Source organism: Castellaniella defragrans 65Phen, assembly GCF_000612685.1.
GTDB lineage: Bacteria > Pseudomonadota > Gammaproteobacteria > Burkholderiales > Burkholderiaceae_B > Castellaniella > Castellaniella defragrans.
The window spans coordinates 2145000-2171845 of sequence record NZ_HG916765.1 but is presented as its reverse complement, the minus strand read 5'-3'; the positions used below and the strand labels follow the sequence as shown (position 1 = coordinate 2171845).

The 26846-nt window shown below is 71.4% G+C and carries 27 protein-coding genes; 7 read left to right on the top strand and 20 right to left on the bottom strand.

Annotated features, from left to right (window positions below):
* The first annotated feature begins 2 nt into the window (after positions 1-2).
* From cysT to BN940_RS09680, 3 genes are all read left to right on the top strand, one after another.
* Complete coding sequence (gene cysT / locus BN940_RS09690) at positions 3-863, top strand: sulfate ABC transporter permease subunit CysT (protein ID WP_043682548.1); 861 nt, start codon at positions 3-5, stop codon at positions 861-863.
* Positions 864-992: 129 nt separating this feature from the next.
* Positions 993-1880, top strand: coding sequence for a sulfate ABC transporter permease subunit CysW (gene cysW / locus BN940_RS09685; RefSeq protein WP_043682546.1), 888 nt, complete (start codon positions 993-995; stop codon positions 1878-1880).
* Positions 1877-2950 carry a sulfate/molybdate ABC transporter ATP-binding protein gene (locus BN940_RS09680; RefSeq protein WP_043682543.1) on the top strand — a complete coding sequence of 358 codons (1074 nt, stop codon included), beginning with the start codon at positions 1877-1879 and terminating at the stop codon, positions 2948-2950. The genes cysW and BN940_RS09680 overlap by 4 nt, the downstream gene beginning before the upstream one ends.
* A 119-nt stretch (positions 2951-3069) precedes the next feature.
* Here BN940_RS09680 and BN940_RS09675 read toward each other — a convergent pair whose 3' ends face one another.
* From BN940_RS09675 to BN940_RS09650, 6 genes are all read right to left on the bottom strand, one after another.
* A complete protein-coding gene (locus BN940_RS09675) occupies positions 3070-3960 on the bottom strand; it encodes an ankyrin repeat domain-containing protein (RefSeq protein ID WP_052355761.1) in 891 nt (296 codons plus the stop codon).
* A 67-nt stretch (positions 3961-4027) separates the two neighbouring features.
* Complete coding sequence (locus tag BN940_RS09670) at positions 4028-4810, bottom strand: TatD family hydrolase (protein ID WP_043682540.1); 783 nt, start codon at positions 4808-4810, stop codon at positions 4028-4030.
* A 54-nt stretch (positions 4811-4864) separates the two neighbouring features.
* Positions 4865-6004, bottom strand: a complete 1140-nt coding sequence (gene holB / locus BN940_RS09665; RefSeq protein WP_242404164.1) for a DNA polymerase III subunit delta' — start codon at positions 6002-6004, stop codon at positions 4865-4867.
* Positions 6001-6696 carry a dTMP kinase gene (gene tmk / locus BN940_RS09660; protein ID WP_084330620.1) on the bottom strand — a complete coding sequence of 232 codons (696 nt, stop codon included), beginning with the start codon at positions 6694-6696 and terminating at the stop codon, positions 6001-6003. The genes holB and tmk overlap by 4 nt, the downstream gene beginning before the upstream one ends.
* A 3-nt stretch (positions 6697-6699) precedes the next feature.
* Positions 6700-7707 carry an endolytic transglycosylase MltG gene (gene mltG, locus BN940_RS09655; RefSeq protein WP_043682537.1) on the bottom strand — a complete coding sequence of 336 codons (1008 nt, stop codon included), beginning with the start codon at positions 7705-7707 and terminating at the stop codon, positions 6700-6702.
* A 164-nt stretch (positions 7708-7871) separates the two neighbouring features.
* Positions 7872-8942 carry a YeiH family protein gene (locus BN940_RS09650; protein WP_084330619.1) on the bottom strand — a complete coding sequence of 357 codons (1071 nt, stop codon included), beginning with the start codon at positions 8940-8942 and terminating at the stop codon, positions 7872-7874.
* Positions 8943-9246: 304 nt separating this feature from the next.
* On the opposite strand from BN940_RS09650, the gene ygfZ reads away from it, so the two are divergent.
* Positions 9247-10248, top strand: coding sequence for a CAF17-like 4Fe-4S cluster assembly/insertion protein YgfZ (gene ygfZ / locus BN940_RS09645; protein WP_158386265.1), 1002 nt, complete (start codon positions 9247-9249; stop codon positions 10246-10248).
* Positions 10249-10340: 92 nt separating this feature from the next.
* Here ygfZ and mmsB read toward each other — a convergent pair whose 3' ends face one another.
* From mmsB to BN940_RS09620, 5 genes are all read right to left on the bottom strand, one after another.
* Positions 10341-11234, bottom strand: coding sequence for a 3-hydroxyisobutyrate dehydrogenase (gene mmsB, locus BN940_RS09640; RefSeq protein WP_043682533.1), 894 nt, complete (start codon positions 11232-11234; stop codon positions 10341-10343).
* Positions 11235-11400: 166 nt separating this feature from the next.
* Positions 11401-12561 carry an enoyl-CoA hydratase/isomerase family protein gene (locus BN940_RS09635; RefSeq protein ID WP_052355759.1) on the bottom strand — a complete coding sequence of 387 codons (1161 nt, stop codon included), beginning with the start codon at positions 12559-12561 and terminating at the stop codon, positions 11401-11403.
* Positions 12558-13712: an acyl-CoA dehydrogenase family protein gene (locus BN940_RS09630; RefSeq protein WP_043682530.1), complete on the bottom strand. Its 1155-nt coding sequence runs from the start codon at positions 13710-13712 to the stop codon at positions 12558-12560. The genes BN940_RS09635 and BN940_RS09630 overlap by 4 nt, the downstream gene beginning before the upstream one ends.
* A 281-nt stretch (positions 13713-13993) precedes the next feature.
* Positions 13994-14299, bottom strand: a complete 306-nt coding sequence (locus BN940_RS09625) for an RnfH family protein (RefSeq protein WP_043682527.1) — start codon at positions 14297-14299, stop codon at positions 13994-13996.
* A gap of 1 nt (position 14300) precedes the next feature.
* Positions 14301-14735 carry a type II toxin-antitoxin system RatA family toxin gene (locus BN940_RS09620; protein WP_043682524.1) on the bottom strand — a complete coding sequence of 145 codons (435 nt, stop codon included), beginning with the start codon at positions 14733-14735 and terminating at the stop codon, positions 14301-14303.
* A gap of 70 nt (positions 14736-14805) precedes the next feature.
* On the opposite strand from BN940_RS09620, the gene smpB reads away from it, so the two are divergent.
* On the top strand, positions 14806-15270 hold the full coding sequence (gene smpB / locus BN940_RS09615) for an SsrA-binding protein SmpB (RefSeq protein WP_043682522.1): 465 nt from the start codon (positions 14806-14808) through the stop codon (positions 15268-15270).
* A gap of 194 nt (positions 15271-15464) precedes the next feature.
* On the opposite strand, the gene BN940_RS09610 is transcribed toward smpB, so the two are convergent.
* Positions 15465-16484 carry a GlxA family transcriptional regulator gene (locus BN940_RS09610; protein ID WP_043682519.1) on the bottom strand — a complete coding sequence of 340 codons (1020 nt, stop codon included), beginning with the start codon at positions 16482-16484 and terminating at the stop codon, positions 15465-15467.
* Between the two features lie 128 nt (positions 16485-16612).
* On the opposite strand from BN940_RS09610, the gene BN940_RS09605 reads away from it, so the two are divergent.
* Positions 16613-17257, top strand: coding sequence for a cysteine hydrolase family protein (locus BN940_RS09605; RefSeq protein WP_043682518.1), 645 nt, complete (start codon positions 16613-16615; stop codon positions 17255-17257).
* Between the two features lie 74 nt (positions 17258-17331).
* Here BN940_RS09605 and BN940_RS19510 read toward each other — a convergent pair whose 3' ends face one another.
* Together BN940_RS19510 and ppsA are read right to left on the bottom strand one after the other, a co-directional pair.
* Positions 17332-18039: a methylated-DNA--[protein]-cysteine S-methyltransferase gene (locus BN940_RS19510; RefSeq protein ID WP_052355758.1), complete on the bottom strand. Its 708-nt coding sequence runs from the start codon at positions 18037-18039 to the stop codon at positions 17332-17334.
* Positions 18040-18053: 14 nt separating this feature from the next.
* Complete coding sequence (ppsA, locus tag BN940_RS09595; RefSeq protein WP_043682516.1) at positions 18054-20432, bottom strand: phosphoenolpyruvate synthase; 2379 nt, start codon at positions 20430-20432, stop codon at positions 18054-18056.
* Between the two features lie 222 nt (positions 20433-20654).
* Here ppsA and ppsR point away from each other — a divergent pair, with 222 nt between their 5' ends.
* Entirely contained in the window at positions 20655-21488 is an 834-nt protein-coding gene (ppsR, locus tag BN940_RS09590) for a posphoenolpyruvate synthetase regulatory kinase/phosphorylase PpsR (RefSeq protein WP_043682514.1), read from the top strand.
* Between the two features lie 60 nt (positions 21489-21548).
* Here ppsR and BN940_RS09585 read toward each other — a convergent pair whose 3' ends face one another.
* The 6 genes from BN940_RS09585 to lpxD form a co-directional block, all read right to left on the bottom strand.
* Positions 21549-22379 carry a TrmH family RNA methyltransferase gene (locus BN940_RS09585; RefSeq protein WP_043682511.1) on the bottom strand — a complete coding sequence of 277 codons (831 nt, stop codon included), beginning with the start codon at positions 22377-22379 and terminating at the stop codon, positions 21549-21551.
* Positions 22376-23080, bottom strand: a complete 705-nt coding sequence (gene rnhB, locus BN940_RS09580; RefSeq protein ID WP_084330616.1) for a ribonuclease HII — start codon at positions 23078-23080, stop codon at positions 22376-22378. Before rnhB ends, BN940_RS09585 begins: the two co-directional genes overlap by 4 nt.
* Positions 23064-24263 carry a lipid-A-disaccharide synthase gene (gene lpxB, locus BN940_RS09575; protein ID WP_052356073.1) on the bottom strand — a complete coding sequence of 400 codons (1200 nt, stop codon included), beginning with the start codon at positions 24261-24263 and terminating at the stop codon, positions 23064-23066. The genes rnhB and lpxB overlap by 17 nt, the downstream gene beginning before the upstream one ends.
* A gap of 182 nt (positions 24264-24445) precedes the next feature.
* The gene (lpxA, locus tag BN940_RS09570) at positions 24446-25246 is read right to left on the bottom strand and encodes an acyl-ACP--UDP-N-acetylglucosamine O-acyltransferase (protein ID WP_242404163.1); all 801 of its coding nucleotides are present in this window, start codon (positions 25244-25246) and stop codon (positions 24446-24448) included.
* On the bottom strand, positions 25243-25695 hold the full coding sequence (gene fabZ / locus BN940_RS09565) for a 3-hydroxyacyl-ACP dehydratase FabZ (protein WP_043682505.1): 453 nt from the start codon (positions 25693-25695) through the stop codon (positions 25243-25245). Before fabZ ends, lpxA begins: the two co-directional genes overlap by 4 nt.
* A gap of 4 nt (positions 25696-25699) precedes the next feature.
* On the bottom strand, positions 25700-26842 hold the full coding sequence (gene lpxD, locus BN940_RS09560; protein WP_043682503.1) for a UDP-3-O-(3-hydroxymyristoyl)glucosamine N-acyltransferase: 1143 nt from the start codon (positions 26840-26842) through the stop codon (positions 25700-25702).
* Between the last annotated feature and the right edge of the window lie 4 nt (positions 26843-26846).

Sequence of the window (26846 nt, the reverse complement as noted above, 5' to 3'; positions counted from 1 at the left end):
CCATGTCCCTCACGACGCTCGCGCCGCACGCCCCCGTCGCGCACCGGGTCCTGCCCGGACGCAACCTGACGCTGGGCCTGACGCTGACCTATCTGTGCCTGGTGGTCCTGCTGCCGCTGTCGGCCGCGTTCCTGACGGCCTCGACCCTGAGCGGGGAGGCCTTCTGGAAGGCGGTCACCGCGCCCCGGGTGCTGGCTTCGTACCGCCTGAGCTTCGGCGCGGCGCTGCTGGCGGCCGCCGTGAACGCGGTGTTCGGCGGCATCGTGGCCTGGGTGCTGGCGCGCTACCGGTTTCCCGGCAAGCGGCTGATCGACGCCCTGGTGGACCTGCCCTTCGCCCTGCCCACGGCCGTGGCCGGGATCGCCCTGACCGCGCTGTACGCACCCAACGGCTGGCTGGGCGGGCTGCTGGCGCCGCTGGGCATCCAGGTGGCCTTCAAGCCGCTGGGCGTGGTGGTGGCGCTGGTCTTCATCGGCCTGCCCTTCGTGGTGCGCACCGTCCAGCCGGTGCTGGAGGACATGGCCCCCGAATACGAGGAAGCCGCCAGCAGCCTGGGCGCCTCGCGCGCGCAGGTCTTCGTCCGCGTGGTGTTTCCCGCGATCCTGCCCGCCCTGCTGACGGGCTTCGCCCTGGCCTTCGCGCGCGCGGCCGGCGAATACGGCTCGGTGATCTTCATCGCCGGCAACATGCCGATGGTCTCGGAAATCGCGCCGCTGCTGATCGTCACCAAGCTGGAGCAGTACGACTACGCGGGCGCCACGGCCATCGCCGTGGTGATGCTGGGGATTTCCTTCCTGCTGCTGCTGGCCATCAACCTGCTGCAGGCCTGGGTGCGGCGGCGCTCGACCGGCGAGGCCGGCTAGGGCCCGCCCGAGCTCCCCATCCACGCATCCCCCCATCCACGCATCTGCAGCCCCGCATCCATAGCCACGCATCCGCAGCCGCGCGCATGAATCCACGCCCGCATCCAACCGCATGAACCGTCCGATTCCATGACCTCCATCGCTCTCGATTCGCTCCCCCAGGCCGCCGCCGCGCGGCCGGCCGCCGAAGGCCGGTTCGTCCGCCTGGCGCTGATGGGAACGGCGTTCGCCTTCCTGTTCCTGTTCCTCTTCATCCCGCTGGCGGCGGTCTTTCACGAGGCCCTGGGCAAGGGCTGGGAGGCCTGCGTGGCCGCGGTCACCGAGCCCGACGCGCGCGCGGCCATCCGCCTGACGCTGATCGCGGCCGGGATCGCCGTGCCGCTGAACCTGGTGTTCGGCGTCTGCGCCGCCTGGGCCGTCACCCGCTTCGAGTTCCGCGGCAAGAACCTGCTGATCACCCTGATCGACCTGCCCTTTTCCGTATCCCCCGTGATCGCCGGCCTGATCTACGTGCTGATGTTCGGCGCCCAGGGCTGGTTCGGCCCCTGGCTGCAGGCGCACGACATCCAGATCCTGTTCGCCGTGCCGGGCATCGTGCTGGCCACGGTCTTCGTCACCGTGCCCTTCGTCGCGCGCGAACTGATCCCGCTGATGCAGTCGCAGGGCTGCGAGGAGGAAGAAGCCGCCATCGTGCTGGGCGCCTCGGGCTGGCGCGTCTTCTGGCACGTCACGCTGCCCAACATCCGCTGGGGGCTGTTCTACGGCGTGATCCTGTGCAACGCGCGCGCCATGGGCGAATTCGGCGCCGTGTCGGTGGTGTCCGGCCACATTCGCGGCCTGACCAACACGCTGCCGCTGCACGTGGAGATCCTCTACAACGAATACAACTTCGCGGCCGCCTTCTCGGTGGCCTCGCTGCTGGCATTGCTGGCGTTGCTGACGCTGGCCCTGAAATCCCTGGCGGAATGGCACCTGCGCGCCCAGGCCGCCCGCAACCCATCGGAGCAATCCTCATGAGCATCGAAGTCCGCCACATCCACAAGCGGTTCGGCGCGTTCACGGCGCTGGACGACGTGTCCCTGGCCTTTCCGGACGGCCGGCTGACCGCGCTGCTGGGGCCTTCGGGCTGCGGCAAGACCACGCTGCTGCGCATCATCGCCGGGCTGGAGCATCCCGACGGGGGCCAGGTCCTGCTGGAGGGGCAGGACGCGTCCCATACGCACGTGCGCCAGCGCCAGGTCGGCTTCGTGTTCCAGCACTATGCGCTCTTCAAGCACATGACGGTGTTCGAGAACGTCGCCTTCGGACTGCGCGTCAAGCCGCGCGGCCAGCGGCCCGACGAGCGCCGGATCCGCGAGAAGGTCATGGGGCTGCTGGAGCTGGTGCAGCTGGACTGGCTGGCCGACCGCCGGCCGGCGGCGCTGTCGGGCGGCCAGCGCCAGCGCATCGCCCTGGCGCGCGCCCTGGCGGTGGAGCCGCGCGTGCTGCTGCTGGACGAACCCTTCGGCGCGCTCGACGCCAAGGTCCGCAAGGAACTGCGGCGCTGGCTGCGCCGCCTGCACGACGAACTGCACATGACCAGCCTGTTCGTCACGCACGACCAGGAGGAGGCCCTGGAGGTCGCCGACGAGATCGTCATCATGAACAAGGGCCGGGTCGAGCAGCGGGGCGCGCCGCAGGCGGTATACGACGCGCCCGAGACCGCCTTCGTCTATGGCTTCCTGGGGCACGTGAACCTGTTCCACGGCCGGGTGCGCGACGGGCGGCTGCACACCGGCGGCGCGGCCCTGGACATGCCGGGCCTGGAAGGCGCGGCCGACGCGCCGGGGACGGCCTACGTCCGGCCGCACGACATCCAGATCGAGCCGCTGCCGGCGGCCGACCAGCCGCCCGCCGGGCGTGGCCTGCTGGTGAACCTGCAGCGGGCGCACGCCTTCGGGCCGCTGGCGCAGCTGGAACTGCGCCGCGAGGACACCCAGGAGATCATCGAGGTGGTCATGCCCAGCCCCGAGTTCGACCGGATCCGGGCGCAGGGCCACCGCCGCTTCATCGCCCGGCCGCGCCAGGCGCGGGTGTTCCTGAACTAGCGGTTGCGGAGCGGGTTGCAGGACGGGCTGCGGACCGGGATCGCCGCGCCGGCGGACCCGCGGCGCGCGCCGCGCGGCCCCGTGCGCCCGGTCGGTGCCGCTTGCTCGGTGCCGCTTGCTCAGCGGCCCTGCGGCGTATCCTCGAAGCGGTCCAGGTCGAAATAGCGCGAGAACGAGGATTCGTCCCCCGCGCCCGCCTTGGCCGCCGGCGCCGGCGACGCGGCGTCCGGCCCTGCGGGCGCGGGCGCCTGCGCGGCTTCGCCCTGTCCGGCCTGCGCCGCGGCGGCGGCCCCGCCCTGCCTGCTGCGCGCCGTGCGGGCGGCGACGTCGTCCAGGGCGGCGGCCAGGGACTGGTGGTTGCGCTTGCGCGCCCAGTCCGCCGCGGTCTCGCGGGCGGTGTTGAACATGGTCGGGTCGGCGCCGTGCGCCAGCAGCAGGCGGACCATTTCCGCCTTGCCCGACAGGGCCGCCATCATCAGCGGCGTGGTCCCGTCCGGGCCGGGAGCGTTGATGATGGCCCCGTGCTCGATCAGCATGCGGGCCGTCTCCAGCTGCGCCTTGGAGGCGGCATAGTGCAGCGGCGTCCATCCCAGGCGGTTGACCTGCGCGCCCGCGGCGATCAGCGCCCGGGCCCGCTCGGTCTGTCCCAGGATGCACAGGTACATCAGCGCGGTCTCGTCGCGGGCGTTGGGCTCGTCGATCCGCACGTCGGGCGCGGCGCGCAGGGCGTCGAACACCTTCCAGGACTGGTCGCGCACCGCCTGGGTCAGCGCCGGGTTGCCCAGGGCGTTGAGCGCATTCGGGTCGGTGTAGCGCAGCAGCATGCCCTGGACGGCGGACACGTCGTCGCGGCGGATGGCCGACCACCAGTCGGCCGTCGGCGCCTGCTGGGCAAGGGCCGCGGGCGGCAGGCCGGCGCCCAGCGCCACGGCCAGCGCCAGGACCAGGGCCGGGGCGGACGGCCGGCGGCGGCGCCGTGCGCCGGATCGAGCGGGAGTGGACAGGGACATGGCGGAAGACCTCCGTCGAGGGGAATGGAAACCGGCCGGCCGGGGCGGCGGGCCGGCAGCGAAGGGTTCAGGCGGGCGCGGCGGCCTTGTCGAACAGCCGCCAGTAGTTCTCGGCGCTCGCCCGCTCGATCTCGGCGACGGGCACGCCGCGCAGTTCGGCGATTTTTTCGGCCACGTGGATCACCCGGGAAGGATCGTTCAGCTTGCCGCGGTAGGGCACGGGGGCCAGGTAGGGGGAATCGGTCTCGATCAGCAGGCGGTCCAGGGGAACCCTGCGCGCGACGTCCTGGATCTGGACGGCGTTCTTGAAGGTGACGATGCCGGACAGGGAAATGTGGAACCCCAGGTCCAGGGCCGCCTGCGCGACCTCCCAGGATTCGGTGAAGCAGTGCATGACCCCGCCCGGCGCGCGTTCCTCGCGCATCAGGCGCAGGGTGTCCTCGGCGGCGGCGCGGGTGTGGATGATCAGCGGCAGCCCGGTCTCGTGCGCCGCGCGGATGTGGGTGCGGAAGCGTTCGCGCTGCCATTCCAGCGGCTCGCCCTGGCGGTAGTAGTCGAGGCCGGTCTCGCCGATGGCGACGACCCTGGGATGGGCGGCGCGGCTGACCAGGTCGTCCAGGGTCGGCTCGATGCCGTCGTCGTCCTCGGGGTCGTTGTCCGGGTGCACGCCCACCGAGGCCCGCAGGAAGGGATGCCGCTCCACCAGCGCCATCAGGCCGGGCCAGTCGCGCAGGTTGACGCTGACGACCAGGGCATGGCCCACGCCGGCCGTCCGCATGCGCTCCAGCACCTCGGGCAGCTGGTCCTGCAGGGCGGGAAAGTTCAGATGGCAGTGGGAATCGATGTACATGATGGCAAAACGTGGGTGTCTTGGGGACTGCGTGTGTTCGGGCCGGGCCCCGGCCTAGGCGCCGGCCCCGGGATCGGCGCGGCCGGGAGCGCGCGCGGGCCGCACCGACTGCAGCAGATGGCGGGCGGCGTGATCGGCCAGCAGCTTGGGGTTGAGGGCATGCCGCGCCAGGCGCCGCTGCTCGCCCAGCCAGTCGGCCGCGCGGGCCAGGGCCGCCGGGTCCAGGCGGCCGGCGATGGCGGCGATCCGTGCCGCCTCTGCGGGATGATAGCGCGGCGGCAGGCCGTGCACGCCCAGGCTCAGGTCCAGCCACAGGCGCTGGAAGCCGTCCACCCAGTCGGCCGGCTCGCCGGCCTGCAGCGCGTCGGCCAGCGCGGCGCCGTCGCCGCCCCGGCTCGCCTGGTCCAGGAACAGCTCCAGCCAGTCCGGCTTCACGGGCCGGCCGTCCCGCGCCTGCTCCAGCGCCAGCAGCGGCGCGCCGCCGGCGGCGGCCAGCCGGGCGGCGGCGTCCTTCACGCCCCGCGCCTGCAGCCAGGCGAGGGACTCGGCGGCGGGCGGCACCGCCAGGGGCAGGCGCCGGCAGCGCGACACCAGCGTCGGCAGCAGGCGGTCGGGCGCCTGGGCCGACAGCAGGAACACGGTGTGCTCGGGCGGCTCTTCCAGGATCTTCAGCAGGGCGTTGGCCGCGATGGTGTTCAGGGCTTCGGCCGGGTACAGCAGGGCGACGCGCCAGCCCCCCCGGTGGGTGGCGGTGTTGAACCAGGGCAGCAGGCTGCGGATCTGTTCGATGCGGATCTCGCGCGAAGGCTGCTTCTTCGCGTCCTCGGCGACGTCCAGCGCGCCTTCGCGCACCGCCTGGGCGTCGGGCCGGATGCGGCGCAGGTCGGGATGGTTGCCGGCCAGCACCCAGCGGCAGGCCTGGCAGGCGCCGCAGGCCAGGCCGTCGCGCGGCGATTCGCACAGCAGGCTGGCGGCCCCGGCCAGGGCGAATTCCATCTGGCCGCAGCCGGGCCGGCCGTGGATCAGCCAGGCGTGGGCGAAACGTTCGCGCGAAGCCAGCCAGCGGCGCGCCGGCGCCTGCTGCCAGGGCAGGAAATCCGTGAAGGACTCCGCCCCCCCGGCCGGGGCGGCCGCGCCGTCCTGCAGCGGGGCCCCGGGCGCCGCCGCGCCGGCCTTGTTGGCCATGCCGCTCATGCCGGGCTCCCCGGGGACGTGCCGGATGCGGCCGGGGGCGCGGAGGCGGCGGAAACGGGCGCGTAGCCGCGCGCGCGCAGCAGTTCCTCCAGGATGCCGTCCAGTTCGGCGCGGATCTCCGCGATGCCCCGGCGGGCGTCGATCACGCGGAAGCGGCCCGGATCGGCCGCCGCCCGGGCGTGATAGGCTTGGCGGGTGCGCTCGAAGAAGGCGGCGTCCTCGCGCTCGAAGCGGTCGCTGTGCGCGCGCCCCTGCGACAGGCGCTCGCGGGCGGTTTCCAGCGGCACGTCGAACAGCAGGGTGCAGTCCGGTCCCCTGCCCTGCTGCACCCAGTCCTCCAGGATGCGCACCGGTTCCGCCCCCAGGGAGCGGCCGCCGCCCTGGTAGGCGAAGGAGGCGTCGGTGTAGCGGTCGCACAGCACCCACTGGCCGCCTTCCAGCGCCGGCAGGATGCGCGTGCGCCAGTGCTCGTTGCGGGCGGCGAACATCAGCAGGGTCTCGGTGCGCAGGTCCATGGGACGGTGCAGCAGCAGTTCGCGCAGGATTTCCCCCAGGGGCGTGCCGCCCGGCTCGCGGGTGGACAGCAGGTCCACGCCGGCCCGGCGCAGCCGTTCCTCGATCCAGGGGATGTGCGTGCTCTTGCCGGCCCCGTCCAGGCCTTCGAGCGTGATGAAGCAGGCGCTCCGGGTCATGGGCTATCGCTTGAGGATGTATTTGCCGACGGCGCGGTTGTGCGCCGCCAGGTCGGTGGAAAATTCGCTGGTGCCATCGCCCCGCGACACGAAATACAGGTAATTATGCCGCTCCGGATGCAGGGCCGCTTCCAGGGCGGCCTTGCCCGGGCTGGCGATGGGCGTGGGCGGCAGGCCGGCGCGGGTGTAGGTGTTCCAGGGGGTATCGCGTTCCAGGTCCTTCTTGCGCAGGCGTCCCTGGTAGCCGGCGCCCAGGCCGTAGATGACGGTGGGATCGGTCTGCAGCGGCATGCCGATGCGCAGGCGGTTGACGAACACGCCGGCGATGCGCGCCCGGTCGGCGCCGTGGCCGGTTTCCTTTTCCACGATGGAGGCCAGGATCAGGGCCTGGTAGGGCGTCTCCAGCGGCAGGTCGCGGTCGCGCCCGGCCCAGGCGCGCTCCAGCGTCTGGCGGCCGGCCTGGGCGGCGCGGCGCAGGATGTCCAGATCGGAGCTGCCCGGCGCGAACACGTAGGTGTCGGGGTGGAACAGGCCTTCGGGCGCGTCGGCCTCCAGGCCCAGGCGCCGCAGCAGGGTCCGGTCGTCCATGCCGAGCGTGTCGTGGCGGATCTGCGGGTCGGCGTCCAGCGCCGCGCGTATCTGGGCGAAGGTCCAGCCTTCCGGGAAGGTCAGGCGCGCCTGGGTCATGTCGCCGTTGGCCATGCGCTCTAGCAGCAGCCAAGGGGTGTCGCCCTGGCGGGCCTCGTAGGCGCCCGCCTTGAGCCACGTGTCGCGGCCGCTCAGGCGCGCCAGCCAGACGAAGGCCTCGGGCTGGATCTCGATGCCCGCGTCGCGCATGGCCAGGGCGATCTGGCGCGGCGTGCTGCCGGCGTCGATCAGATAATCCACCACCGGCGCCCGCATGGGCACGGGGCGCTTCCAGCCCCACCAGGCCGCCGCCGCGATGGCGACCGCCGCGGCCGTCAGGCCGAGGATCAGCAGCCAGAGGAATGCGCGCAGGGCCTTTTTCATCGCCGGACCGTCCCGGGATGAATGCAGGCGGCGCGGTGGACGGCAAGCCCACAGGACGCGGCGTGGGGGTAATTTTTCATGCCTGCCAGTTTAACTGGAACGTCGGCTGGCCTGCCGGCGCTTGCACGCCGGCGGGCGGCCGGCGGGACTCGCGGCGTTCGGGTTCAGAGGCTGCCCAGCAGCAGCTGCACGCCCAGGCTGCTGAGCGACACGGCCGTCCACACGCCCAGGCCGAGCAGCAGCGGGCGGACGCCCGCCACGGCCATGCGGCGCAGGTCGGACGACAGGCCGATCGCGGTGAGCGCCAGGATGATGAGGAATTGCGAGAGCAGGTGCAGCGGTTCGAGCAGCGCCGCGGGGATCAGGCCCAGGCTGCGGGTGGCCGAGGCCGCCAGGAACCAGAGGATGAACCAGGGAAAGATCGCGGCCAGCGGCAGCCGGGTTTCCGAGTGCTGGTTGCGCCACGCCGTCCAGAAGGCGATGGCGATGCAGACCGGGATGATGAGCGTGGCGCGGGTCAGCTTGACGATGGTGGCGATGTCCCCCGCCGCCGTGCCGTAGCTGTAGCCGGCCGCCACCACCGAGGAGGTGTCGTTGATGGCGGTCCCGGCCCACAGGCCGAAGCCGGCGTCGCTCAGCCCCATCCAGTGGCCCAGGGGCGGAAACAGCAGGACCGCGGCGACGTTGAAGAGGAAGATGGTCGAGATCGACAGCGCCGTCTCGTGATCGTCGGGCCGGATGATGGGCGCCACCGCCGCGATGGCCGAGCCGCCGCAGATCGCCGTACCCACGCCGATCAGGGTGCTCAGGTGCCCGCCCAGCTTCAGCCAGCGCCCCAGCAGCCAGGCGGTCAGGAAGGCGGCGGACAGCGTGACCAGGGTCACGGCCAGGGACGAGGCCCCGGTCTTCACGACCTGGCCGAGGCTCAGGCCGAAGCCCAGGCCGATGATGGACCATTTCAGCACCTGGCGGCTGCCGAAGACCACGCCGGGCGTGAAGAGCGGGGACAGGCCCAGCAGATTGCGCCAGGCCATGCCCAGCAGGATGCCGAACACGGGGCCGCCGATCAACGGAAAACGCGCGCCCAGCCCCCAGGCCGCCAGGCCCAGGCCGCCGGCGAGCAGCAGGCCATACCAGACCGAAGGGGTGCGCGCGCCGCCCTCCGTGTGCGAGCGGACGGCGCCGAGGCGGCCGGTGGACGGGAGGGGCTGGGGAATGGCGGAAATGGGAGGCATCGTCTGAGCCGGGCTCGCAAGGGATACGGCCGCCATTCTAAGCAGAGGTTATAAATAAATAAATTCAAATCATCTTAGATGATTCATAAAAAATATTGAATACTATGGCTTTGCATGGCTTTGAATGATTCTTGAACCCTCCTTGAATGGGGGCGTCTCGGAAAACGGAAAAAATCGTACGCTCATTCTGCGATGACCGCTGCATGGCATATCCCTGTGCGGAACCCGGCCGCGCGCCGGCCCGTTGCGCACCCGCGCTATCATGGGCGCAGATCGATTGCCTGCAATATTCACGGATTCACCCATGGAAGGTCTTGCCACCGACGGATTTCAACCCTTGCCCGAATGCGCGCTGGTGCGCGTCCAGGGCCCCGACGCCGCATCGTTCCTGCACGGGCAGCTCACGCACGGCGTCACCGGCCTGGGCGCCGACCAGGCGGCGCCGGCCGCGTACTGCACGCCCCAGGGCCGCCTGCTGGCCAACGGCGTGCTGTGGCGCGCGCAGGACGGCGGCCTGGCCTGGATGGTCTCGCGCGACCTGGCGGACAGCCTGATCAAGCGGCTGCGCATGTTCGTGCTGCGCGCCCGCGTCGTGATCGATCCGGACGCGGCGGTGCACATCGGGGGCGCCCTGGGCGCCGGGGCCGTGCCGGCCAGCCTGCATGGGGCGCCGCCCTGGACCCGGGCCTCGATCGACGGCGCCGACTGGATCGTGGCGCCCATGTCGCAGGCGGCGCGGCCCGCCGCCTGGCGCATCGCACCCTCGGACACGTCCGAACCGGCCGGGCCGTCCGGGCCGGGCGCAACGTCTGGATTGTCCGGGTCATCCGGGCCGGGCGCGGCGGATAGGCCGACCGCCGCCGCGGGCGCGGGCGACGCCTGGACCGCGGCGCGGCTGGCCGGCGGCTGGCCCTGGATCCGGGCCGCCTCGCAGGACCAGTTCCTGCCCGCGTCCCTCGACATGGACCTGAACGGCACCATCGATTTCGCCAAGGGCTGCTACCCCGGCCAGGAAGTCATCGCCCGCAGCCACTACCGCGGCACGGTCAAGCGCCGCCTGGCTTATGGCACGGCGCCCTGGGCGCCGGACGCCCCCGCCCTGCCTCCGGGATCCGACCTGTACGCCGCCGGCGACGCGACGGGCCGGCCCGTGGGACGCGTGATCGAGTCGGCGGTCCACCAGGGCCTGCTGCACGTGGCCGCCGAGATCACGCTGTCGGACTGGCCGGCGATGCGCTACGCGGCGGGTTCGCCCGACGGCGCCGTGCTGAATGCGTTCGGACCCACATCAGTCCTTGCGGACTGATCCGGGCCGGAGAACCCGCGCCGCCTGCAAGCGGCGAGGGAGATATCCGTCACGGCTGAAAACCCTCCGGGCGGGACGAGCCCGCCCGTTTTTCAGCGTGGCTGGTGGTAGAGCTTCAGGATGCTGGAAAAATCCAGCATGCCGTGGCCCTGGGCGCTGTGCAGCGCGTACAGGTTGCGCGCCAGTTCGCCCAGCGGCGTGGTCGCGCGCGCCTGCATGGATGCCTCGGCCGCCAGCCCCAGGTCCTTGAGCATCAGGTCCACGCCGAAGCCGCCGGCGTAGCCCTTGGAGGCCGGGGCGTTCTCCATCACGCCGGGCCAGGGGTTGTACAGCTCGGTCGCCCAGTTGCGCCCCGAGCTCTTGGCGATGATGTCCGACAGCGTCCGGGGGTCCAGGCCGTTGGCCACGCCCAGGGCCAGGGCCTCGGCGGTGCCGGCCATCAGGATGCCCAGCAGCATGTTGTTGCAGATCTTGGCGACCTGGCCCGCGCCCGCGTCGCCGGCGTGGAAGATGTTCTTGCCCATGGCCTGCAGGTAGGGCCGGGCCGACTCCAGGTCGGCGGCGGCCCCGCCGACGATGAAGGTCAGCGTGCCGGCCACGGCCCCGCCGGTGCCGCCGGACACCGGCGCATCGAGCATGCGGATGCCGCGCTGCGCGGCGGCGGCCGAGACCTTGCGGGCCGATTCGGGGGCGATGGTGCTGCATTCGAGCACCAGTGCGCGCGGGGCGATGGCCGTCAGCAGGCCGTCCTCGCCCAGGTACAGGCCCTCGACGTGGCGGCTGGCCGGCAGCATGGTGACGACCACGTCGGCCCCGGCCACGGCTGCGGCCGCCGAGGCCGCGGCCGTGGCGCCCGCCTGGACCAGGCCCTGGACGGCCTGGGGGACCAGGTCGAAGACCTGGAGCCGGTGGCCGGCCTTGACCAGGTTCTGTGCCATCGGGCCGCCCATGTGGCCCAGTCCGATGAATCCGATGGTGCTGCTCATGTGTGTCTCCTGTGATGATGCGTGGAATTCTTGTGGCTGCCCGGTCCCGCGGGTGTGCGGTCGTGGGTTGCGGTCGTGGGTTGCGGCCGTGGGTTGCGGTCGTGGACGCGCGGGCTGCCGGGGGCGATGCGCGCCGCCCGCGCGGCCCGCGATCGCGGCCGCCGGCTCAGGGCCCCAGGTCCGCCAGCGGATGCGGCTCGCCCTCGGGGACCGGCGGGACCAGGAAGCGCCGCGCCCAGTCCGCCGTGGCCTGCTCATGCGTGGCCGGGTTCCAGCGCGGGGACTTGTCCTTGTCGATCAGCAGCGCGCGGATGCCCTCGCGGAAGTCCGGCTCGGCGCAGCAATGCAGCGAAGCCGCGAATTCCATGCGGAAGGTTTCCGCCAGGGACTGGTGCCGGGCGCGCGCCAGCAGCGTGTGGCTGAGGCGGGCCGAACCGGGCGAGCCTGCCAGGAAGGTGGCGGCCGCGCGCGCCAGCCAGGGATCGGGGTGGTCCTTCCAGGCGGCGATGGCGGCGGCGATCTCCAGGAAATCGGCGCGGCCGCAGGCCAGCCGGATGGCGTCGGCGTGGCGCTGCAGCGGCCCGGGCTCGGGCGCCGGCACCTGGCAGGCGTCCAGCGCGGCATCGACCTGGGCGGCGTGGCAGGCCGGATCGGCCGTCCAGTCCGTGGCCGCCAGCGCGGCCAGCAGGGCGTCGGGCTCGCCGGCCTCGCAGACCCGGTCGGCCAGGCCATAGTGCAGGCAGTCGGCCGCGCCCAGCTGGGCGCCGGTGAAGGCGAGGAAGGCGCCGATGCCGCGCGGCAGGCGGCTGAGCATCCAGGTGCCGGCCACGTCGGGATACAGGCCGATGGTGACTTCCGGCATGGCGAAGCGCGTCGCGCCGGTGACGATGCGGTGGCTGGCGCCCAGCATCAGTCCCACGCCGCCGCCCATCACGATGCCGTCGGCCCAGCACAGCACGGGCTTGGGGTAGCGGTGGATGAGGTGGTCCAGCCGGTATTCGGTCTCGAAGAACTCGCGCGCCGGCACGTTGGCCCAGGCGTCGCTCGCCGGGCTTTCGAGCATGGCGCGGTACAGGCTGTGCAGGTCGCCGCCGGCGCAGAAGGCCTTGCCGCCCGCGCCCTTGAGGACCACGGCGGCGACGCCGTCGTCGCCGGCCCAGGCCCGCAGGCGGTCGTCGAGCAGCCGGCACATGGGCAGCGACAGGCCGTTCAAGGTGCGCGGGCTGTTGAGCGTGGCCACGCCGATGCGCCGCCCGCCGCCCGCGGGAAGCTCCTGGAACAGCACCGGCGCCTGGCCGGCGGATTCGGCAAGGGGGGACGCGCTCATCGCAGATCGGCCTCCTGGGTGAGGATGTGGCGCGCCACGATTAGGCGCATGATTTCATTGGTGCCTTCCAGGATCTGGTGCACGCGCGTGTCGCGCACCAGCCGTTCCAGCGGGTAGTCCTTCAGGTAGCCGTAGCCGCCGTGGATCTGCTGCGCATCCAGGCAGGCCTGGAAGCACAGGTCCGTGGCCAGGCGCTTGGCCATGGCGCAGTAGGCGCTGGCCTGCGGATCGCCCTCGTCGAGCTTGCAGGCGGCCAGGCGCACCATCTGGCGCGAGGCCACGATATTGGCCAGCAGGTCGGCCAGCTTGAACTGCAGCGCCTGGAAGTCGGCCAGCGCGCGGCCGAACTGGCGCCGCTCGCCCATGTAGCGGCGCGCGGCCTCGTAGGCGCCCTGGGCCGCGCCCACCGAGCAGGTGGCGATGTTGATGCGCCCGCCGTCCAGGCCCTTCATGGCGAAGCGGAAGCCCTCGCCTTCCTCGCCCAGGCGGTTTGCCACCGGCACCTGCACGTTCTCGAAGGTGATCGGGCGCGTGGACTGGCTGTTCCAGCCCATCTTGTTTTCCTTGCGGCCGTAGGCGATGCCGGCGCTGTCGGCGGGCACCACCAGGGCGGAGATGCCGCGCGCGCCCTCGCCGCCCGTGCGCGCCATGACCACCAGCACGTCGGTGTCGCCCGCGCCGGAGATGAAGGCCTTGGCGCCGTTCAGGACGTAGTGCTCGCCCTCGCGGCGCGCGCTGGTGGTGAGCGAGGCGGCGTCCGAGCCCGCGCCGGGTTCGGTCAGGCAGTAGGAGGCGAGCTTTTCGCCGCTGGCCAGCAGCGGCCCCCAGTACTCGCGCACGCCGGGCTGGGCCCAGGAGCCGATCATCCAGGTGGCCATGTTGTGGATGGTGATGAAGGCGGTGGTGGAGGGATCGACGGCGGCCATCTCCTCGAACACCAGCGTGGCGTCCAGCCGCGGCAGGCCCAGCCCGCCGATGGATTCGGGCGCGTACATGGCGCAGAACCCGAGCGCGCCGGCCTTGGCGAAGGCCTCGCGGGGAAAGATATGTTCCTCGTCCCATTGCGCCGCGTAGGGGGCCAGTTCCCCCTGGGCGAACTCGCGGGCGGCCTGGGCGAAGGCCTGTTGCTCCTCGGTGAGGCGAAAATCCATGGTGCGTGTCTCCGGATTTTGTAGGGGGCTGTCGCGGCATGCTCGTGGCGCCGCCCGACGCGGCCCGGCCCGGGTAGGGGCCGGCCGATGCGCCGCAGGCTTAATGTAGCACTTTGAGAGCCGGCTTCCGTGCGGCCCGCCCACCTTAGCGCAGCCGCCGCGGCGCGGCTGTCGCGCACGCGACATTTTCCCGCGGCATGCCTCTTGCACCGCCCGATGCGAGCCCCTCGGCGCCTGCCTGTTCATCGGCCCGGCGGGTCCGCCGCCCGGTCCGTGGCGTGCTAGTTGTCCGCCTTCGCGGGCCGCCGTCCCGCATCCTGCCGGTGCGCCGCGCGCCGGCGGCGGGATTCCAGGGGATCGAAGACCAGCGGCCGGTACAGTTCGACGCGGTCGTCCTCGCGCAGCACGCGGCGCGCGTCGCAGCGCTCGCCGTACACGCCCATCGCGGGCGGATGGTCCGTGAACTCGGGGAATTCCTCGGCGAAACCGCTCAGGGCCAAGGCCTGGCCCACGGTCGTGCCCTCGGGCACGTCCAGGGTCCGCCGCCACAGGCGCGTGGGCGCGGCGAAGGCGATGTGCACCCGCACCTCAGGCTCCGTAGATCGCGTGGGCGCGCTGGGTGAAGGAATCGATGAAGCTGGTGGCGATCCGGTTGAAGACCGGCCCGACCACCGCCGAGAGCGCGCGGCTGGAAAAGGTGTATTCCATGGTGTAGAGCACCTTGCAGCCGTCCTCGCCCAGGGGCTGGAAGGTCCAGTGCCCGGTCAGGCTGGAGAACGGCCCGTCCACCAGGTGGAAGACGATCCTGTGCGGATAGTCGTGGTCGTTGCGCGTGGTGAAGCTCTGGCGGATGCCGGCGAAATGGATCTGCACCGTGGCCTGCATGCCCTGTTCGTTGCGCCACTGCACGTCGGCCCCGCCGCACCAGGGCATGAATTCAGGGTAGCGCCCCACGTCGGCCACCAGGTCGAACATCTGTGCGCAGCTGAACGGGACGAGGACGGAGCGCTGGATCGAGGGCATCGGCAAGGCGGTCGGTTGGGCTAGAATGAAGGGATTTTACATTTTCAGTTCCCGCCTTGGTCGGACCCCCATGAGTATTGTCGAAAATCGCAAGGCCACCCACGATTACTTCATCGAGGAACGCTTCGAGGCGGGACTGGTGCTGGAAGGCTGGGAAGTCAAGGCCATCCGCGCCGGTCACGTTCAGCTCAAGGAAAGCTACGTCATCGTGCGCGACGGCGCCCTGTGGATCCTGGGCATGCACGTCAGCCCGCTGCCCACGGCCTCCACGCACATCCACCCCAACGCCACGCGCACGCGCAAGCTGCTGCTGCACGCCGAGGAAATCAGCAAGCTGATCGGCAAGGTCGAGCAGCGCGGCTACGCCCTGGTGCCGCTGAACCTGCACTACAAGGGCGGGCGCATCAAGCTGGACTTCGGCCTGGGGCGCGGCAAGAAGCTGCACGACAAGCGCGACACCCAGCGCGACAAGGACTGGGCGCGCGAAAAAGAGCGGCTGATGAAGCACGACACCCGCGCCCGCAAGGGGGATTGAGCGGGGATCGAATGCGCGCCCTGGGATCGGCCGGGAATCGAACGTCCGCCCTGGGAACGCCCGGGAATCGAACGTCCGCCGGGGATTGGGCGGGGCGGAACGTACGTCCGGGGATCGAACGCGCGCCGGGCGCGCAGTCCGGCGGCGCATCGGCCCGCGTCCTGCACGTCATCCCGCACGTCGTCCTGCCCGTTTCAGGGCCGTCCCTCGCGGAAGGTGCGTCGGTAGGCCGTGGGCGTGGTGCGCAGGCGGGCGCGAAAATGCTGCCGCAGCGACAGGGCCGAGCCGAAGCCGGCCGCCTGGGCGACCGCATCGATCGGCAGGGCGCCCTCCTCCAGCAGCTCGCGCGCGCGTTCCAGGCGCCTGGCCAGCAGCCACTGCTTCAGCGAGGTCCCCGTCGCGCGCTGGAAATGGCGCGTGAAGCTGCGCCGGCTCATCGCCGCCCGGGCGGCCAGCGTGTCGATGGTGTGCGGCTGCTCCACGTGGGCGGCGGCCCAGCCCAGGACGCGGGCCAGCCGCCCTTCGCCGGGCGAGGCCGGCATCGGCCGCTCGATGAACTGGGCCTGTCCGCCGTCCCGGTGCGGCGCGACCACCAGCGTCCGGGCGGCGCGGCCGGCGGCGGCGGCGCCGCCCAGCCTGCCGAGCAGGTGCAGGCAGCAATCCAGCCCCGCCGCGACGCCGGCCGACGTCAGCACCCTGCCCTCGTCCACGTAGAGCGCCTCGCGCTCGACCCGCACGCCCGGATGGCGTTCGGCCAGCCGGTCGGCGTAGGCCCAGTGGGTCGTGGCGCGCAGGCCGTCGAGCAGCCCGGCCTGCGCCAGCGGAAACGCGCCCAGGCACAGGCCCACCAGGCCCGCGCCGCGCGCACCGGCGCGGCGCAGGGCGTGGACGAGCGCGTCGGGGGCCGGGCGGCCGTCCTCGTGCCAGGAAGGCACGATCACCCAGTCGGCCCGCTCCAGTTCCGCCAGGCCGTATTCGGGGACGATCGAGAATCCGGCCGTCGTCCGCAGCGGCGCGGGGTCGGCGGCGCATACCCGCACCTCGAAACCCGTGGCGGCGCCGCCCGGCCGCGCGCCGAAGACCAGGGCGGGAACCGACAGGTGAAAGGGCGTGATCCCGTCGAAGGCGACGACGGCGATCCTGAGCGGGGCCGCGCCGGAGCCGAGGGATCGGGCGGGGAGACAGCCGGGAGGCTGGATCAGATAATCATCCATGATGGCCCGATTTTATCGAATCATGGTTTTCAGGCCACTCCCGGCCGCGGGCGGCCGGCGCCACAATGGCGCATCGGCCCGTGAAAACGCGCCGTGCCATCCGAAAACTTCCCTTTCTGGAGCCCCGCATGCCCGCCTCCCCTCGCCGTGTCCTGCTGCTCATCGACGTGCAGAACGAATACTTCACCGGCCGCCTGCCCATCGCCCATCCCCCCGTGGAAACATCGTTGCGCAACATCGGCCTGGCCCTGGAGGCCGCCCGCGGCGCGGGCATTCCGGTCGTGCGCGTGCTGCACGACGGCCCCGAAAACGGCCCCGTGTTCGCCCGCGGCTCGGACGGCTGGCGGCCGCATCCGGCCGTCGCCGGGCTGCCGGTGGACCACACCGTCCACAAGACCCGGGCCAGCGCCTTCGCCGGGACGGACCTGGCCGACTGGCTGGCCGCGCGGGACATCGATACCGTGACCGTCGCGGGCTACATGACGCACAACTGCGACGCGGCGACGATCTTCGAGGCCCTGCAGCGGGGATTCGGCGCGGAATTCCTGTCCGACGCCAGCGGCTCGCCGGCCTACCGGAACGCGGCGGGCCAGGCGAGCGCGGAGGAGATCCACCGCGTGTTCTGCACCGTGTTCCACTCGAATTTCGCCGCGGTCGCCACGACCGCCGACTGGATCGAAGCCATCGGCGCGGGCCGTGCGCTGGAAAAGGACAACGTCTACCTGTCGGGCCAGCGGGCGCTGGCCGGCGCCGGCACTCCCGTCCAGGGCTGAGGCGGCGCGGTGGCCGCCCGGCAGCCTGCCCGGACGATTCCCGTTCGGCGGATCGCTGCCCGGCCAGCCATCCCTCAGCGGATCGTGAAGCCCTCGATTTCCAGCAGGCGGACCTTGCGGCCCAGGCCGCCGCCGTAGCCGTTCAGAGTGCCGTTGCGGGCCAGGATGCGGTGGCAGGGGATGATGATGCTGATGGGGTTGCTGCCCACGGCGGTGCCGACCGCGCGGCCGTGGCCGGCGCCCAGGCCGGCGCGCTCGGCCAGTTCGCCATAGGACAGGGTCTCGCCGCAGGGGACTTCCAGCAGCGCCTGCCAGACCTTCTGCTGGAAGGCCGTGCCCCGGGGCGCCAGCGGCATCCCGAAGACCGTGCGCTCGCCGCGCCAGTATTCGTCCAGTTCGCGCCGGGTCTGCTCCAGCACGGCGAGGACGGCGGCCGGCGTGTCTTCCTGCAGCAGGCGCAGGGGCGCCGCCGCGCCGGACCCGTCGGCCGCGTCCCCGTTCCGCCGCCGGACGGGCGCCGGCGCGGACGCGGCGGCGGAGCCCGGGGGGAACAGCTCGCCGCTTGCCCCCGCCGGACGTTCCCGCGTCGCTTTGAAGGTGCGGATCGCCCGGTTGCCCTGGAAGCCCGCCGTGGGATCGGACACCACCGCCGCGGCGGCCTCGACCCCCGGCACCCGCGGGAGATCCCGCTGGTCGGTGAAGTACAGGCCGGTCAGGCCGGCCTCGTCGGCGGCCAGCAGGATCGGCCCCAGGGGCGACGGGATCAGGGCATGGAACGGCATCGCGTGCCGCTCGCTCAGGCGGCGATCTTCGTGTCGGCCAGGCGCTGCCAGGTATCGACCACCGTGTCCGGGTTCAGGGACATGGACAGGATGCCCTCGTCGCGCAGCCACTGGGCCAGGTCGGGATGGTCGCTGGGGCCCTGCCCGCAGATGCCGACGTACTTGCCGGCCTTCAGGCAGGCCTGGATGGCGCGGCGCAACATGAACTGCACGGCCGGGTCACGCTCGTCGAAGTCGGCGGCGAGCAGTTCCATGCCCGAATCCCGGTCCAGCCCCAGGGTGAGCTGGGTCATGTCGTTCGAGCCGATCGAGAAGCCGTCGAAGTACTGCAGGAACTCGTCGGCCAGGATGGCGTTGGTCGGGACTTCGCACATCATGATCAGGCGCAGGCCGTTCTCGCCGCGCTTCAGGCCGTGGGAGGCCAGCAGGTCCACCACGCGCCGCGCCTGGCTCAACGTGCGCACGAAGGGCACCATGATTTCCACGTTGGTCAGGCCCATCTCGTCGCGGACTTTTTTCAGGGCCTCGCATTCCATGCGGAAGCATTCGGCGAAATCCTCGGAGATGTAGCGCGACGCGCCGCGAAAGCCCAGCATGGGGTTTTCTTCCTCGGGCTCGTAGCGCGAGCCGCCCACCAGCTTGCGGTATTCGTTGGACTTGAAGTCCGACAGGCGCACGATCACGGGCTTGGGATAGAAGGCCGCGCCGATGGTGGCCACGCCTTCGGCGAGCTTTTCCACGAAGAAGGCGCGCGGGCTGGCGTAGCCCCGGGCGGCGGACTCGACGGCCTTTTTCAGGTCGCTATCGACGTTGGGGTAGTCCAGGATCGCCTTGGGATGGACGTTGATGTTGTTGTTGATGATGAATTCCAGGCGCGCCAGACCGACGCCGCCGTTGGGAATCTGGGAGAAGTCGAAGGCCAGCTGCGGGTTGCCGACGTTCATCATGATCTTCAGGCCGATGTCGGGCATCTCGCCCCAGCGGACTTCCTCGATCTCGGTCTCGATCAGGCCGTCGTAGATGCGGCCCTCGTCGCCTTCGGCGCAGGACACCGTGACCTCGCGGCCGTTGGCCAGCACGTCGGTGGCGTCGGCGCAGCCCACCACGGCGGGGATGCCCAGTTCGCGCGCGATGATGGCCGCGTGGCAGGTGCGCCCGCCGCGGTTGGTGACGATGGCGGAAGCCAGCTTCATGACCGGTTCCCAGTTGGGGTCGGTCATGTCGGTGACCAGGATGTCGCCGGGGCGCACCTTGTCCATTTCGGAGGCGTCGGCCACCACGCGCACCGTGCCCGAGCCGATCTTCTGGCCGATGGCGCGGCCGGTGATGAGGACTTCGCCGGTGGCCTTCAGGCGGTAGCGTTCCTGGACGTCGTGGTGGCTCTGCTGCGACTTGACGGTTTCGGGACGGGCCTGGAGGATGTAGAGCTTGCCGTCCACCCCGTCGCGGCCCCATTCGATGTCCATCGGGCGCTGGTAGTGCGCTTCGATGATGGTGGCGTAGCGGGCGAGTTCGATGATTTCCTCGTCGCTCAGGGAATAGCGGTTGCGCTCCGAGGCGGGGACCTCGACCGTGCGCACGGCGTGGCCCGAGACGCGCTGCTCGTCGAATTCCATCTTGATCAGCTTGGAGCCGATGCGCCGGCTGATGACGGGATAGTGGCCCGAGGCCAGCGTGGGCTTGAAGACGTAGAATTCGTCCGGGTTGACGGCGCCCTGGACGACGGTCTCTCCCAGGCCGTAGGACGAGGTGATGAACACCACGTCCTTGAAGCCGGATTCGGTGTCCAGGGTGAACATCACGCCCGCGCTGCCCTTGTCCGAGCGCACCATGCGCTGGATGCCGGCCGACAGGGCGACCTCGGCGTGCGCGTAGCCCTTGTGCACGCGATAGGAGATCGCGCGGTCGTTGTACAGCGAGGCGAACACGTGGCGGATCTTGTCCAGCACCTCGTCGATGCCGACCACGTTCAGGTAGGTTTCCTGCTGGCCGGCGAAGGACGCGTCGGGCAGGTCCTCGGCGGTGGCCGACGAGCGCACGGCGAAGGATCCCTTGCCGTCGGCGTCGAGCTGGGCGAAGGCCGCGCGGATGGCCCGCTCGAAGTCGGCCGGGAACGGGGTGTCGATCACCCACTGGCGGATCTCGGCGCCGGCGGCGGCCAGTTCGCGCACGTCGTCGGCGTTGAGCGCATCCAGGCGCGCGTTGATGCGGGCGTCCAGCCCCGTGGACTTGAGGAAGTCGCGAAAGGCCTCGGCCGTGGTCGCGAAGCCGCCCGGCACGCGCACGCCCGCGCCGGCCAGCTGACTGATCATTTCACCTAGAGAAGCGTTCTTGCCTCCTACCGAGTCCACATCCGTCATGCGGAGCTGCTCGAACGATACGACGTACGACATGGTGTCACCTTTGAGATAGAAAAAGCGTGTTTGCCCGGCGTACGCGGCGCGGAGGAAAAAAGCCCCCGCGTGCGCGGCATGATCGCGTGCGCCCGGCAAACCAGCCTCTGGAACCCTTGCGCGAACCCAAGGCCCGTGCGGATGTTCCCTTGCTCCCGGTTCGGGTGACTGGTAACCTTTCGCGGATTGTACCGTTTCTGACGCTTGGTGGTTCAACAATCCATGACCGACTCCCTCATCGAACGCCCGGTGTTCATCGTCTCCGACAGCACCGGGATCACGGCTGAAACCTTCAGTCACGCGGTGCTTTCGCAATTCGAGGCCATCGCCTTCCAGTCGGTGCGGCTGCCCTTCATCGATTCGGTGGAAAAAGCCGACGCCGCCGCGCGCCGCATCACCCAGCAGGCCGACCGCGGCGGCCCGCCGCCGCTGGTGTTCAGCACCCTGGTGGACCCGGAAATCGCCGACCGCATCCGCGCCGCGCCCTGCGTCTTCCTGGACCTGTTCGGCTCCTTCGTCCATCACCTGGAAGGCGTGCTGGGCGTGAGCGCCAGCCGTTCGGTGGGCCGCTCGCACACCAACGGCCTGAGCAAGCAGTACAACAACCGCATCGAGGCCATCAATTTCAGCCTGGCGCACGACGACGGCCAGTACGTCCAGGGCCTGGAGCAGGCCGACGTCATCCTGGTGGGCGTGTCGCGCTGCGGCAAGACCCCCACCAGCCTCTATCTGGCGATGCAGTACGCGGTCAAGGCCGCCAACTACCCGCTGATTCCGGAAGACTTCGACCGCGGCGCCCTGCCCGCCGCCCTGCTGCCCTACCGGCGCAAGCTGTTCGGCCTGTCGATCCAGCCCGACCGGCTGTCCGAGGTGCGCAACGAACGCCGCCCCAACAGCACCTACGCCTCGCTGAAGCAATGCCGCCAGGAAGTCGCCGACGCCGAACGCCTGATGCGCATGGAAAACATCCCCTGGCTGTCCACCACCACCCGCTCGATCGAGGAAATCTCCACGAAGATACTCGACGAGGTCGGCCTGGACCGGATGAGCTATTAGCCTTCGGCGCCCGGGCTCGCCATGCCGCCTTGCCGGCCTGGCCTGGCGAGCCGATGCCGTTCAGCCCTGCCTGCGCCGCGCCGTGCGTTCCCTGACGGCGGCCACCAGTTGCTGGCGCCGCTGCTCGAACAGACAGACGGCCGCCGCGGCGGCGACGTTCAGCGATTCGACCGCCGTGGACTGCGGGATGTGGACGCGCCAGTCGGCCCGCGCCATCAGTTCGTCCGCCACGCCCTGCCCTTCGTTGCCGAACAGCCATACGCAGGGCTGGCGCAGGTCCTTCAGGTAGAGCAGTTCGGCCCTTTCCAGGGTGGTGGCGGCCAGCGGGATGTCCAGCCGCCCGGTCAGCGCCGGCAGGTCCGCGTGCTCGTGGATCTCCAGGGCGAAATGCGCGCCCTGGCCGCTGCGCAGGACCTTGGGCGACCAGGCCGAGGCGCAGCCGTCGGACAGGTAAGCCTGGCGCAGGCCGGCCGCCGCCGCCGTGCGCAGCAGCGTGCCCAGATTGCCCGGATCCTGCACCCGGTCCAGCCACAGGCAGCCGGCCGTGATGCGCTCGGGCAGCGTCGGGGCGGGCGCCTCGACGATGAAGAACACGGCGGGGCCGTGCTCGACCTGGGACAGGACGGCGGCGAGGTTGTTCTGCAGGACGACGCGGCGCCCCTGCGCACAGGCCTGCCAGATCGGCCCGACCCAGTCCAGCGACAGCGCGGATTCGCCGACCACCAGCACCGGCGGCGGCCCCTTGTGCTCCAGCCAGGCGCGGCACAGGTGCTCGCCTTCGAGGATGACGCGGGCGTCGCGGCGGCCCGGCCGGCCCTGGGCCAGGCGCAGCCAGGCGCGGTAGTCCGGGTTGTCGCGCGACGCGATGTGGCGTACGGGTATGGACGTCATGGCGCGTCCCCGCGCCGCGCCTTCTGCCGGCCGTTTACCTCGTGGCCCGCATGCCGCCCGGCAACGCCGGCGTCCAGCAGGACGCGCACCGGGGCGAAGCCGCGCCGGTGCGCGGGGCACGGGCCGAATTCGGCCAGCCGGGCCAGATGCAGCGCGGTGCCGTAGCCCTTGTGGCGATCGAAGGCGTATTGCGGGTAGCGCGCGTGCAGTTCCAGGCAGCAGGCGTCGCGCGCGGTCTTGGCGAGGATCGAGGCGGCGGAGATCGCGGGCTCCAGGGCGTCGCCCCCCACCACGGCCCGGGCATGGCAGGGCAGGCCCTCGGGCAGGCGGTTGCCGTCCACCAGGATCGACGCCGGCGCGTGCCGCAGGGTCAGACAGGCGCGCCGCATGGCCAGCATCGTCGCCCGCAGGATGTTCAGCCGCTCGATCTCCTCGACGCTGGCGCTGGCGATGGCCCAGGCCAGCGCGCGTTCGCGGATCAGGCCGGCCAGGGATTCCCGGCGTTCGGGGCTGAGCTTCTTGGAATCGTCCAGGCCCTCGATCGGACGGTCCGGGTCCAGGATGACGGCGGCGGCGTAGACCGGGCCGGCCAGGGGGCCCCGCCCCGCTTCGTCCACGCCGGCGACCAGGATCCGGCCGGCGGCCGGCGCCTGCGCATCGCCCGCCACCGGGCCGCCGAACAGGTCAGGCTGCGTGGCCATGGCTGACGTCCAGGATGGCCTGCGCCGCCAGGCCCGGCGTGTCGCGGCTGAGGGTTTCGTGCAGCGCCGTGAAGCGGCGCGAGATGCGTTCGGCCAGCGCCGCGTCGGTCAGGGCCGCCCAGGTGTGCTCGGCCAGGGCCTGCGGCGTGGCGGCCTCCTGCAGCAGCTCGGGCACGACGAATTCGCGCTCGAGGATGTTCGGCAGGCCGATCCAGGGCAGGCTCGGGGCGTCCTGGCCGGATTTCCAGGTCATGATGCGCCGCATCCAGGGCGTGATGACGTAGGAGATCACCAGCGGCCGTTTGAAGAGCGCGGCTTCCAGGGTGGCCGTCCCGCTGGCCACCAGCACCGCGTCGGCGGCTTCCATGGCATGCCAGGCGATCGGCCAGTCGGCCGTGTCCTGGCCATCGGCGCGGGCGGGCGCGTCCGGCGCCGCCGCGGGGCCGCGTCCCTGCGCAGGCCCCTGCCCCGTCCCGGGCAGCGCCGACAGGACCCGGCAGCCGGGAACGGGATGCTGCGCCAGGATGGCCTCGAACTGGGCGCGGCGGTGCTGGTTGACCATCGGCACGACGATGCGCAGGCCGGGGTCCTGGCGCACCAGCATCTGCGCGGCCTGCAGGAAGCGGGGCGCGAGCAGCCGGATCTCCGATTCGCGGCTGCCGGGCATCAGGGCCAGCACCCGGCGGCCGGGCTCCAGGCCCAGGCGCGCGCGCGCGGCCGCGCGGTCCGGCCGCACCGGAATGAGTTCGGCCAGGGGATGGCCGACGTAGGTCACGGGCACGCCCTGCCCGCGGTACAGCTCGACCTCGAAGGGGAACAGCACCAGCATGTGCGAGACCGCGCGGCGGATCTGGTGGATGCGCTCGAAGCGCCAGGCCCAGATCGACGGGCCGACGAAATGCACGGTGGGAATGCCGGCGGCGCGCAGTTTTTCTTCCAGGCGCAGGTTGAAGTCCGGCGCATCGACCCCCACGAACACGTCCGGACGCCAGTCCAGCGTGCGGCGGCGGGTGTCGCGCCAGGTGCGGATCAGGCGCGGTGCCCGGCGCAGCGCATCGACGTAGCCGAACACGGACAGCGCGTCCATGGGGTGCCAGGCCTCGAAACCTTCCCGGGCCATGGCCGGGCCGCCGATGCCCCTGGCCCGGACCTGCGGATCGCGCGCCCGCAAGCCGCGCAGCATGCGCGCCGCCAGCAGGTCGCCGGAGGGTTCTCCGGCCACGATGGCGGCGGTAAAGGTGGAACGCTCCGGTCCTGGGGCCGGAGCGTTTCCGCCACCCGGCGGGGGTGCCTTCGGCACCGTCTGAAAGATAGGGCCTCGCCTGGCCTCGCCCTGAGGGTCGGGGCCCGCGCTCAGGCGCGTGGTCATGGCCGGGCGATGCCCCGGCTGGAGGCCCGCAGGAAATCGAGCAGGGTCTGGACGGCGGGCGCCTCGCCGGGGTGTTCGGCCTGGAGGACCGCCAGTGCCTCGATGGCCTGCTCCACGCTCAGCTGGCGCCGGTAGAGGATCTTGTAGGCGTCCTTGAGCACCTGCACGTCGGCCGGCGTGAAGCCGCGCCGGCCCAGGCCCTCGGCGTTGATGCCCACCGGCCGGAACGAGTCGCCCGCGCCGATCATGTAGGGGGGCACGTCCTGGCGCACGGAACTGGTGCCGCCGATCATGGCGTGCGCGCCGATGCGCACGAACTGGTGCACCGCCGACAGGCCGCCCAGGATGGCCCAGTCGCCGATGTGGATGTGGCCGCCCAGCTGGACGCCGTTGGAGATGACGATGTGGTCGCCCAGCTGGCAATCGTGGGCGATGTGGACGTAGGCCATGATCCAGTTGTCGTCGCCCAGCCGCGTGGTGCCCGCGTCCTGGACGGTGCCGGTGTTCACGGTCACGAATTCGCGGAAGGTGTTGCCCGCGCCGATTTCCAGCGCCGTGGGCTCGCCCGCGTATTTCTTGTCCTGGGGGATGCCGCCGATCGAGCAGTAGCGGTAGAAATGGTTGTCCGGGCCGATGACGGTATGCCCGTCGATGGCGCAATGCGGGCCGATGCGCGTGCGCGCCCCGATGCGGACGTGCTCGCCGATGATGCTGTAGGGGCCGACGGCGACGTCCTCGCCCAGCACCGCGCCCGGCGCGACCAGGGCCGTGGGATGGATCTGTGCCGCGCCCATCATTCCTCCAGGATACGCACCGCGCACATGATCTTGGCTTCGGCGGCGATCTGGTCGTCCACCTTGGCCACGGCGGTGTACTTGCAGATGGAGCGGCTGAGCTTGTCGGCCGAGACTTCCATGCGCAGCTGGTCGCCGGGCACCACGGGGCGGCGGAAGCGCGCGCCGTCCACGCCGACCAGGTAGTAGGCGATCTTGGTGCTGGCCAGGTTCGGCGCGCCGGCGTCGGCGAAGGAGAACAGCGCGGCCGCCTGGGCCAGGGCCTCGATGATGAGGACGCCGGGCATCACCGGATGATGGGCGAAATGCCCCTGGAAGAAGGGCTCGTTGTAGGTGACATTCTTGATGGCCACGATGCTCTTGCCCGGGTCCATCTCCAGAACACGGTCCACGAGCAGCATCGGCTGCCGGTGAGGCAGCCGTTCCATGATGTCTTTGATGTCGAGTTCCATTATTTTATGCGTCCTGCTTGTGGTTCGTCGGCTGGCCGGCCGTACCGGCGGCGCCTTGTCGTTCCGCGGCGCGCAGCCGCTTGCGCAACTGCGCGAGCTGGCCGATCACGGCCGCATTGTGTTGCCAGGCGGCGTGCTCGGCCACGGGGAACACCCCGGTATAGCGCCCCGCCTTGAGGATGTCCGAGGTGACCGCGGTGCCGCCCGAGATGTGCACGTCGTCGCCCAGCGTCAGGTGCCCGCCGAACATCGCCGCCCCGCCGATCACGCAGCGCCGGCCCATGGTGGTGGAGCCGGCCACGCCCACGCAGGCGGCCATCGCGGTGTGGTCCCCGATGCGGCAGTTGTGGCCGATCATGATCTGGTTGTCGAGCTTGACGCCGTCGCCCAGCACCGTGTCCTCGACCGCGCCGCGGTCGACCGTGGTGTTGGCGCCGATTTCCACGTCGTCGCCGATGCGCACGCCGCCCAGCTGGGCGATCTTGGCCCAGGCGCCGGGCGTGCGCGGATCGGGCGCGAAGCCGAAGCCGTCGGCCCCCAGCACCACGCCCGAATGCAGGATCGCCCGCGCGCCGACGTGCACGCCGTGATAGAGCGTCACGCGGGCATGCAGCAGGCTGTCCGCGCCGATGGAACTGCCCGCGCCGATGACGCAGCCCGCGCCGATGCGCACGCCCGCGCCGATGCGCACGCCCGACTCGATCACCGCCAGCGGCCCGACGTGCACGCCGTCGGCCAGCTCGGCGTCGTCGGCGATCACGGCGCTGGGATGGATGCCCTTGGGCAGGCCGGCCTGGCGATGGCGGTCGAACCACTGGGCCAGCAGCGCGTACATCAGGTAGGGCTGCGGGCACAGCACCGCGGCCCAGGGCGGCGCGCCGGCATGGCGGGCCTGGTAGGCTTCCCAGTCCTGCGGGCGCAGGATGACGGCGGCCGCGCCGCAGTCATCCAGCTGGGACTGCAGGCGGGGATTGGACAGGAAGCTGATTTCGGACCGGCCGGCCGAGCCCAGGGAGCCGATCCCCGCGATTTTCAGCGCGCCCGCGTCCGGGGCGCCCGTGATGCCGCATCCCAGCCCGACCGTATCGGCTGCCCGCAGAAGTTCGGACAATGCGGGTGCCCGATCGGGCGCGAGCAGCACAGGCATGGGA

Excerpts from the sequence above, each read along its gene's own strand:
- mltG (WP_043682537.1), bottom strand. The coding sequence starts at position 7,707 with ATGAAAAAGGCCCTGCGCGCATTCCTCTGGCTGCTGATCCTCGGCCTG.
- lpxB (WP_052356073.1), bottom strand. The coding sequence starts at position 24,263 with ATGCTGCGCGGCTTGCGGGCGCGCGATCCGCAGGTCCGGGCCAGGGGC.
- fabZ (WP_043682505.1), bottom strand. The coding sequence starts at position 25,695 with ATGGAACTCGACATCAAAGACATCATGGAACGGCTGCCTCACCGGCAG.
- lpxA (WP_242404163.1), bottom strand. The coding sequence starts at position 25,246 with ATGATGGGCGCGGCACAGATCCATCCCACGGCCCTGGTCGCGCCGGGC.
- BN940_RS09650 (WP_084330619.1), bottom strand. The coding sequence starts at position 8,942 with ATGCCTCCCATTTCCGCCATTCCCCAGCCCCTCCCGTCCACCGGCCGC.
- cysT (WP_043682548.1), top strand. The coding sequence starts at position 3 with ATGTCCCTCACGACGCTCGCGCCGCACGCCCCCGTCGCGCACCGGGTC.
- BN940_RS09605 (WP_043682518.1), top strand. The coding sequence starts at position 16,613 with ATGCCCGCCTCCCCTCGCCGTGTCCTGCTGCTCATCGACGTGCAGAAC.
- BN940_RS09670 (WP_043682540.1), bottom strand. The coding sequence starts at position 4,810 with ATGTACATCGATTCCCACTGCCATCTGAACTTTCCCGCCCTGCAGGAC.
- tmk (WP_084330620.1), bottom strand. The coding sequence starts at position 6,696 with ATGACCCGGAGCGCCTGCTTCATCACGCTCGAAGGCCTGGACGGGGCC.
- cysW (WP_043682546.1), top strand. The coding sequence starts at position 993 with ATGACCTCCATCGCTCTCGATTCGCTCCCCCAGGCCGCCGCCGCGCGG.
- BN940_RS09630 (WP_043682530.1), bottom strand. The coding sequence starts at position 13,712 with ATGGATTTTCGCCTCACCGAGGAGCAACAGGCCTTCGCCCAGGCCGCC.
- smpB (WP_043682522.1), top strand. The coding sequence starts at position 14,806 with ATGAGTATTGTCGAAAATCGCAAGGCCACCCACGATTACTTCATCGAG.
- BN940_RS09675 (WP_052355761.1), bottom strand. The coding sequence starts at position 3,960 with ATGTCCCTGTCCACTCCCGCTCGATCCGGCGCACGGCGCCGCCGCCGG.
- BN940_RS09680 (WP_043682543.1), top strand. The coding sequence starts at position 1,877 with ATGAGCATCGAAGTCCGCCACATCCACAAGCGGTTCGGCGCGTTCACG.
- holB (WP_242404164.1), bottom strand. The coding sequence starts at position 6,004 with ATGAGCGGCATGGCCAACAAGGCCGGCGCGGCGGCGCCCGGGGCCCCG.
- BN940_RS09635 (WP_052355759.1), bottom strand. The coding sequence starts at position 12,561 with ATGAGCGCGTCCCCCCTTGCCGAATCCGCCGGCCAGGCGCCGGTGCTG.
- mmsB (WP_043682533.1), bottom strand. The coding sequence starts at position 11,234 with ATGAGCAGCACCATCGGATTCATCGGACTGGGCCACATGGGCGGCCCG.
- BN940_RS09610 (WP_043682519.1), bottom strand. The coding sequence starts at position 16,484 with ATGGATGATTATCTGATCCAGCCTCCCGGCTGTCTCCCCGCCCGATCC.
- BN940_RS19510 (WP_052355758.1), bottom strand. The coding sequence starts at position 18,039 with ATGCCGTTCCATGCCCTGATCCCGTCGCCCCTGGGGCCGATCCTGCTG.
- lpxD (WP_043682503.1), bottom strand. The coding sequence starts at position 26,842 with ATGCCTGTGCTGCTCGCGCCCGATCGGGCACCCGCATTGTCCGAACTT.
- BN940_RS09620 (WP_043682524.1), bottom strand. The coding sequence starts at position 14,735 with ATGCCCTCGATCCAGCGCTCCGTCCTCGTCCCGTTCAGCTGCGCACAG.
- ygfZ (WP_158386265.1), top strand. The coding sequence starts at position 9,247 with ATGGAAGGTCTTGCCACCGACGGATTTCAACCCTTGCCCGAATGCGCG.
- rnhB (WP_084330616.1), bottom strand. The coding sequence starts at position 23,080 with ATGGCCACGCAGCCTGACCTGTTCGGCGGCCCGGTGGCGGGCGATGCG.
- ppsA (WP_043682516.1), bottom strand. The coding sequence starts at position 20,432 with ATGTCGTACGTCGTATCGTTCGAGCAGCTCCGCATGACGGATGTGGAC.
- BN940_RS09585 (WP_043682511.1), bottom strand. The coding sequence starts at position 22,379 with ATGACGTCCATACCCGTACGCCACATCGCGTCGCGCGACAACCCGGAC.
- ppsR (WP_043682514.1), top strand. The coding sequence starts at position 20,655 with ATGACCGACTCCCTCATCGAACGCCCGGTGTTCATCGTCTCCGACAGC.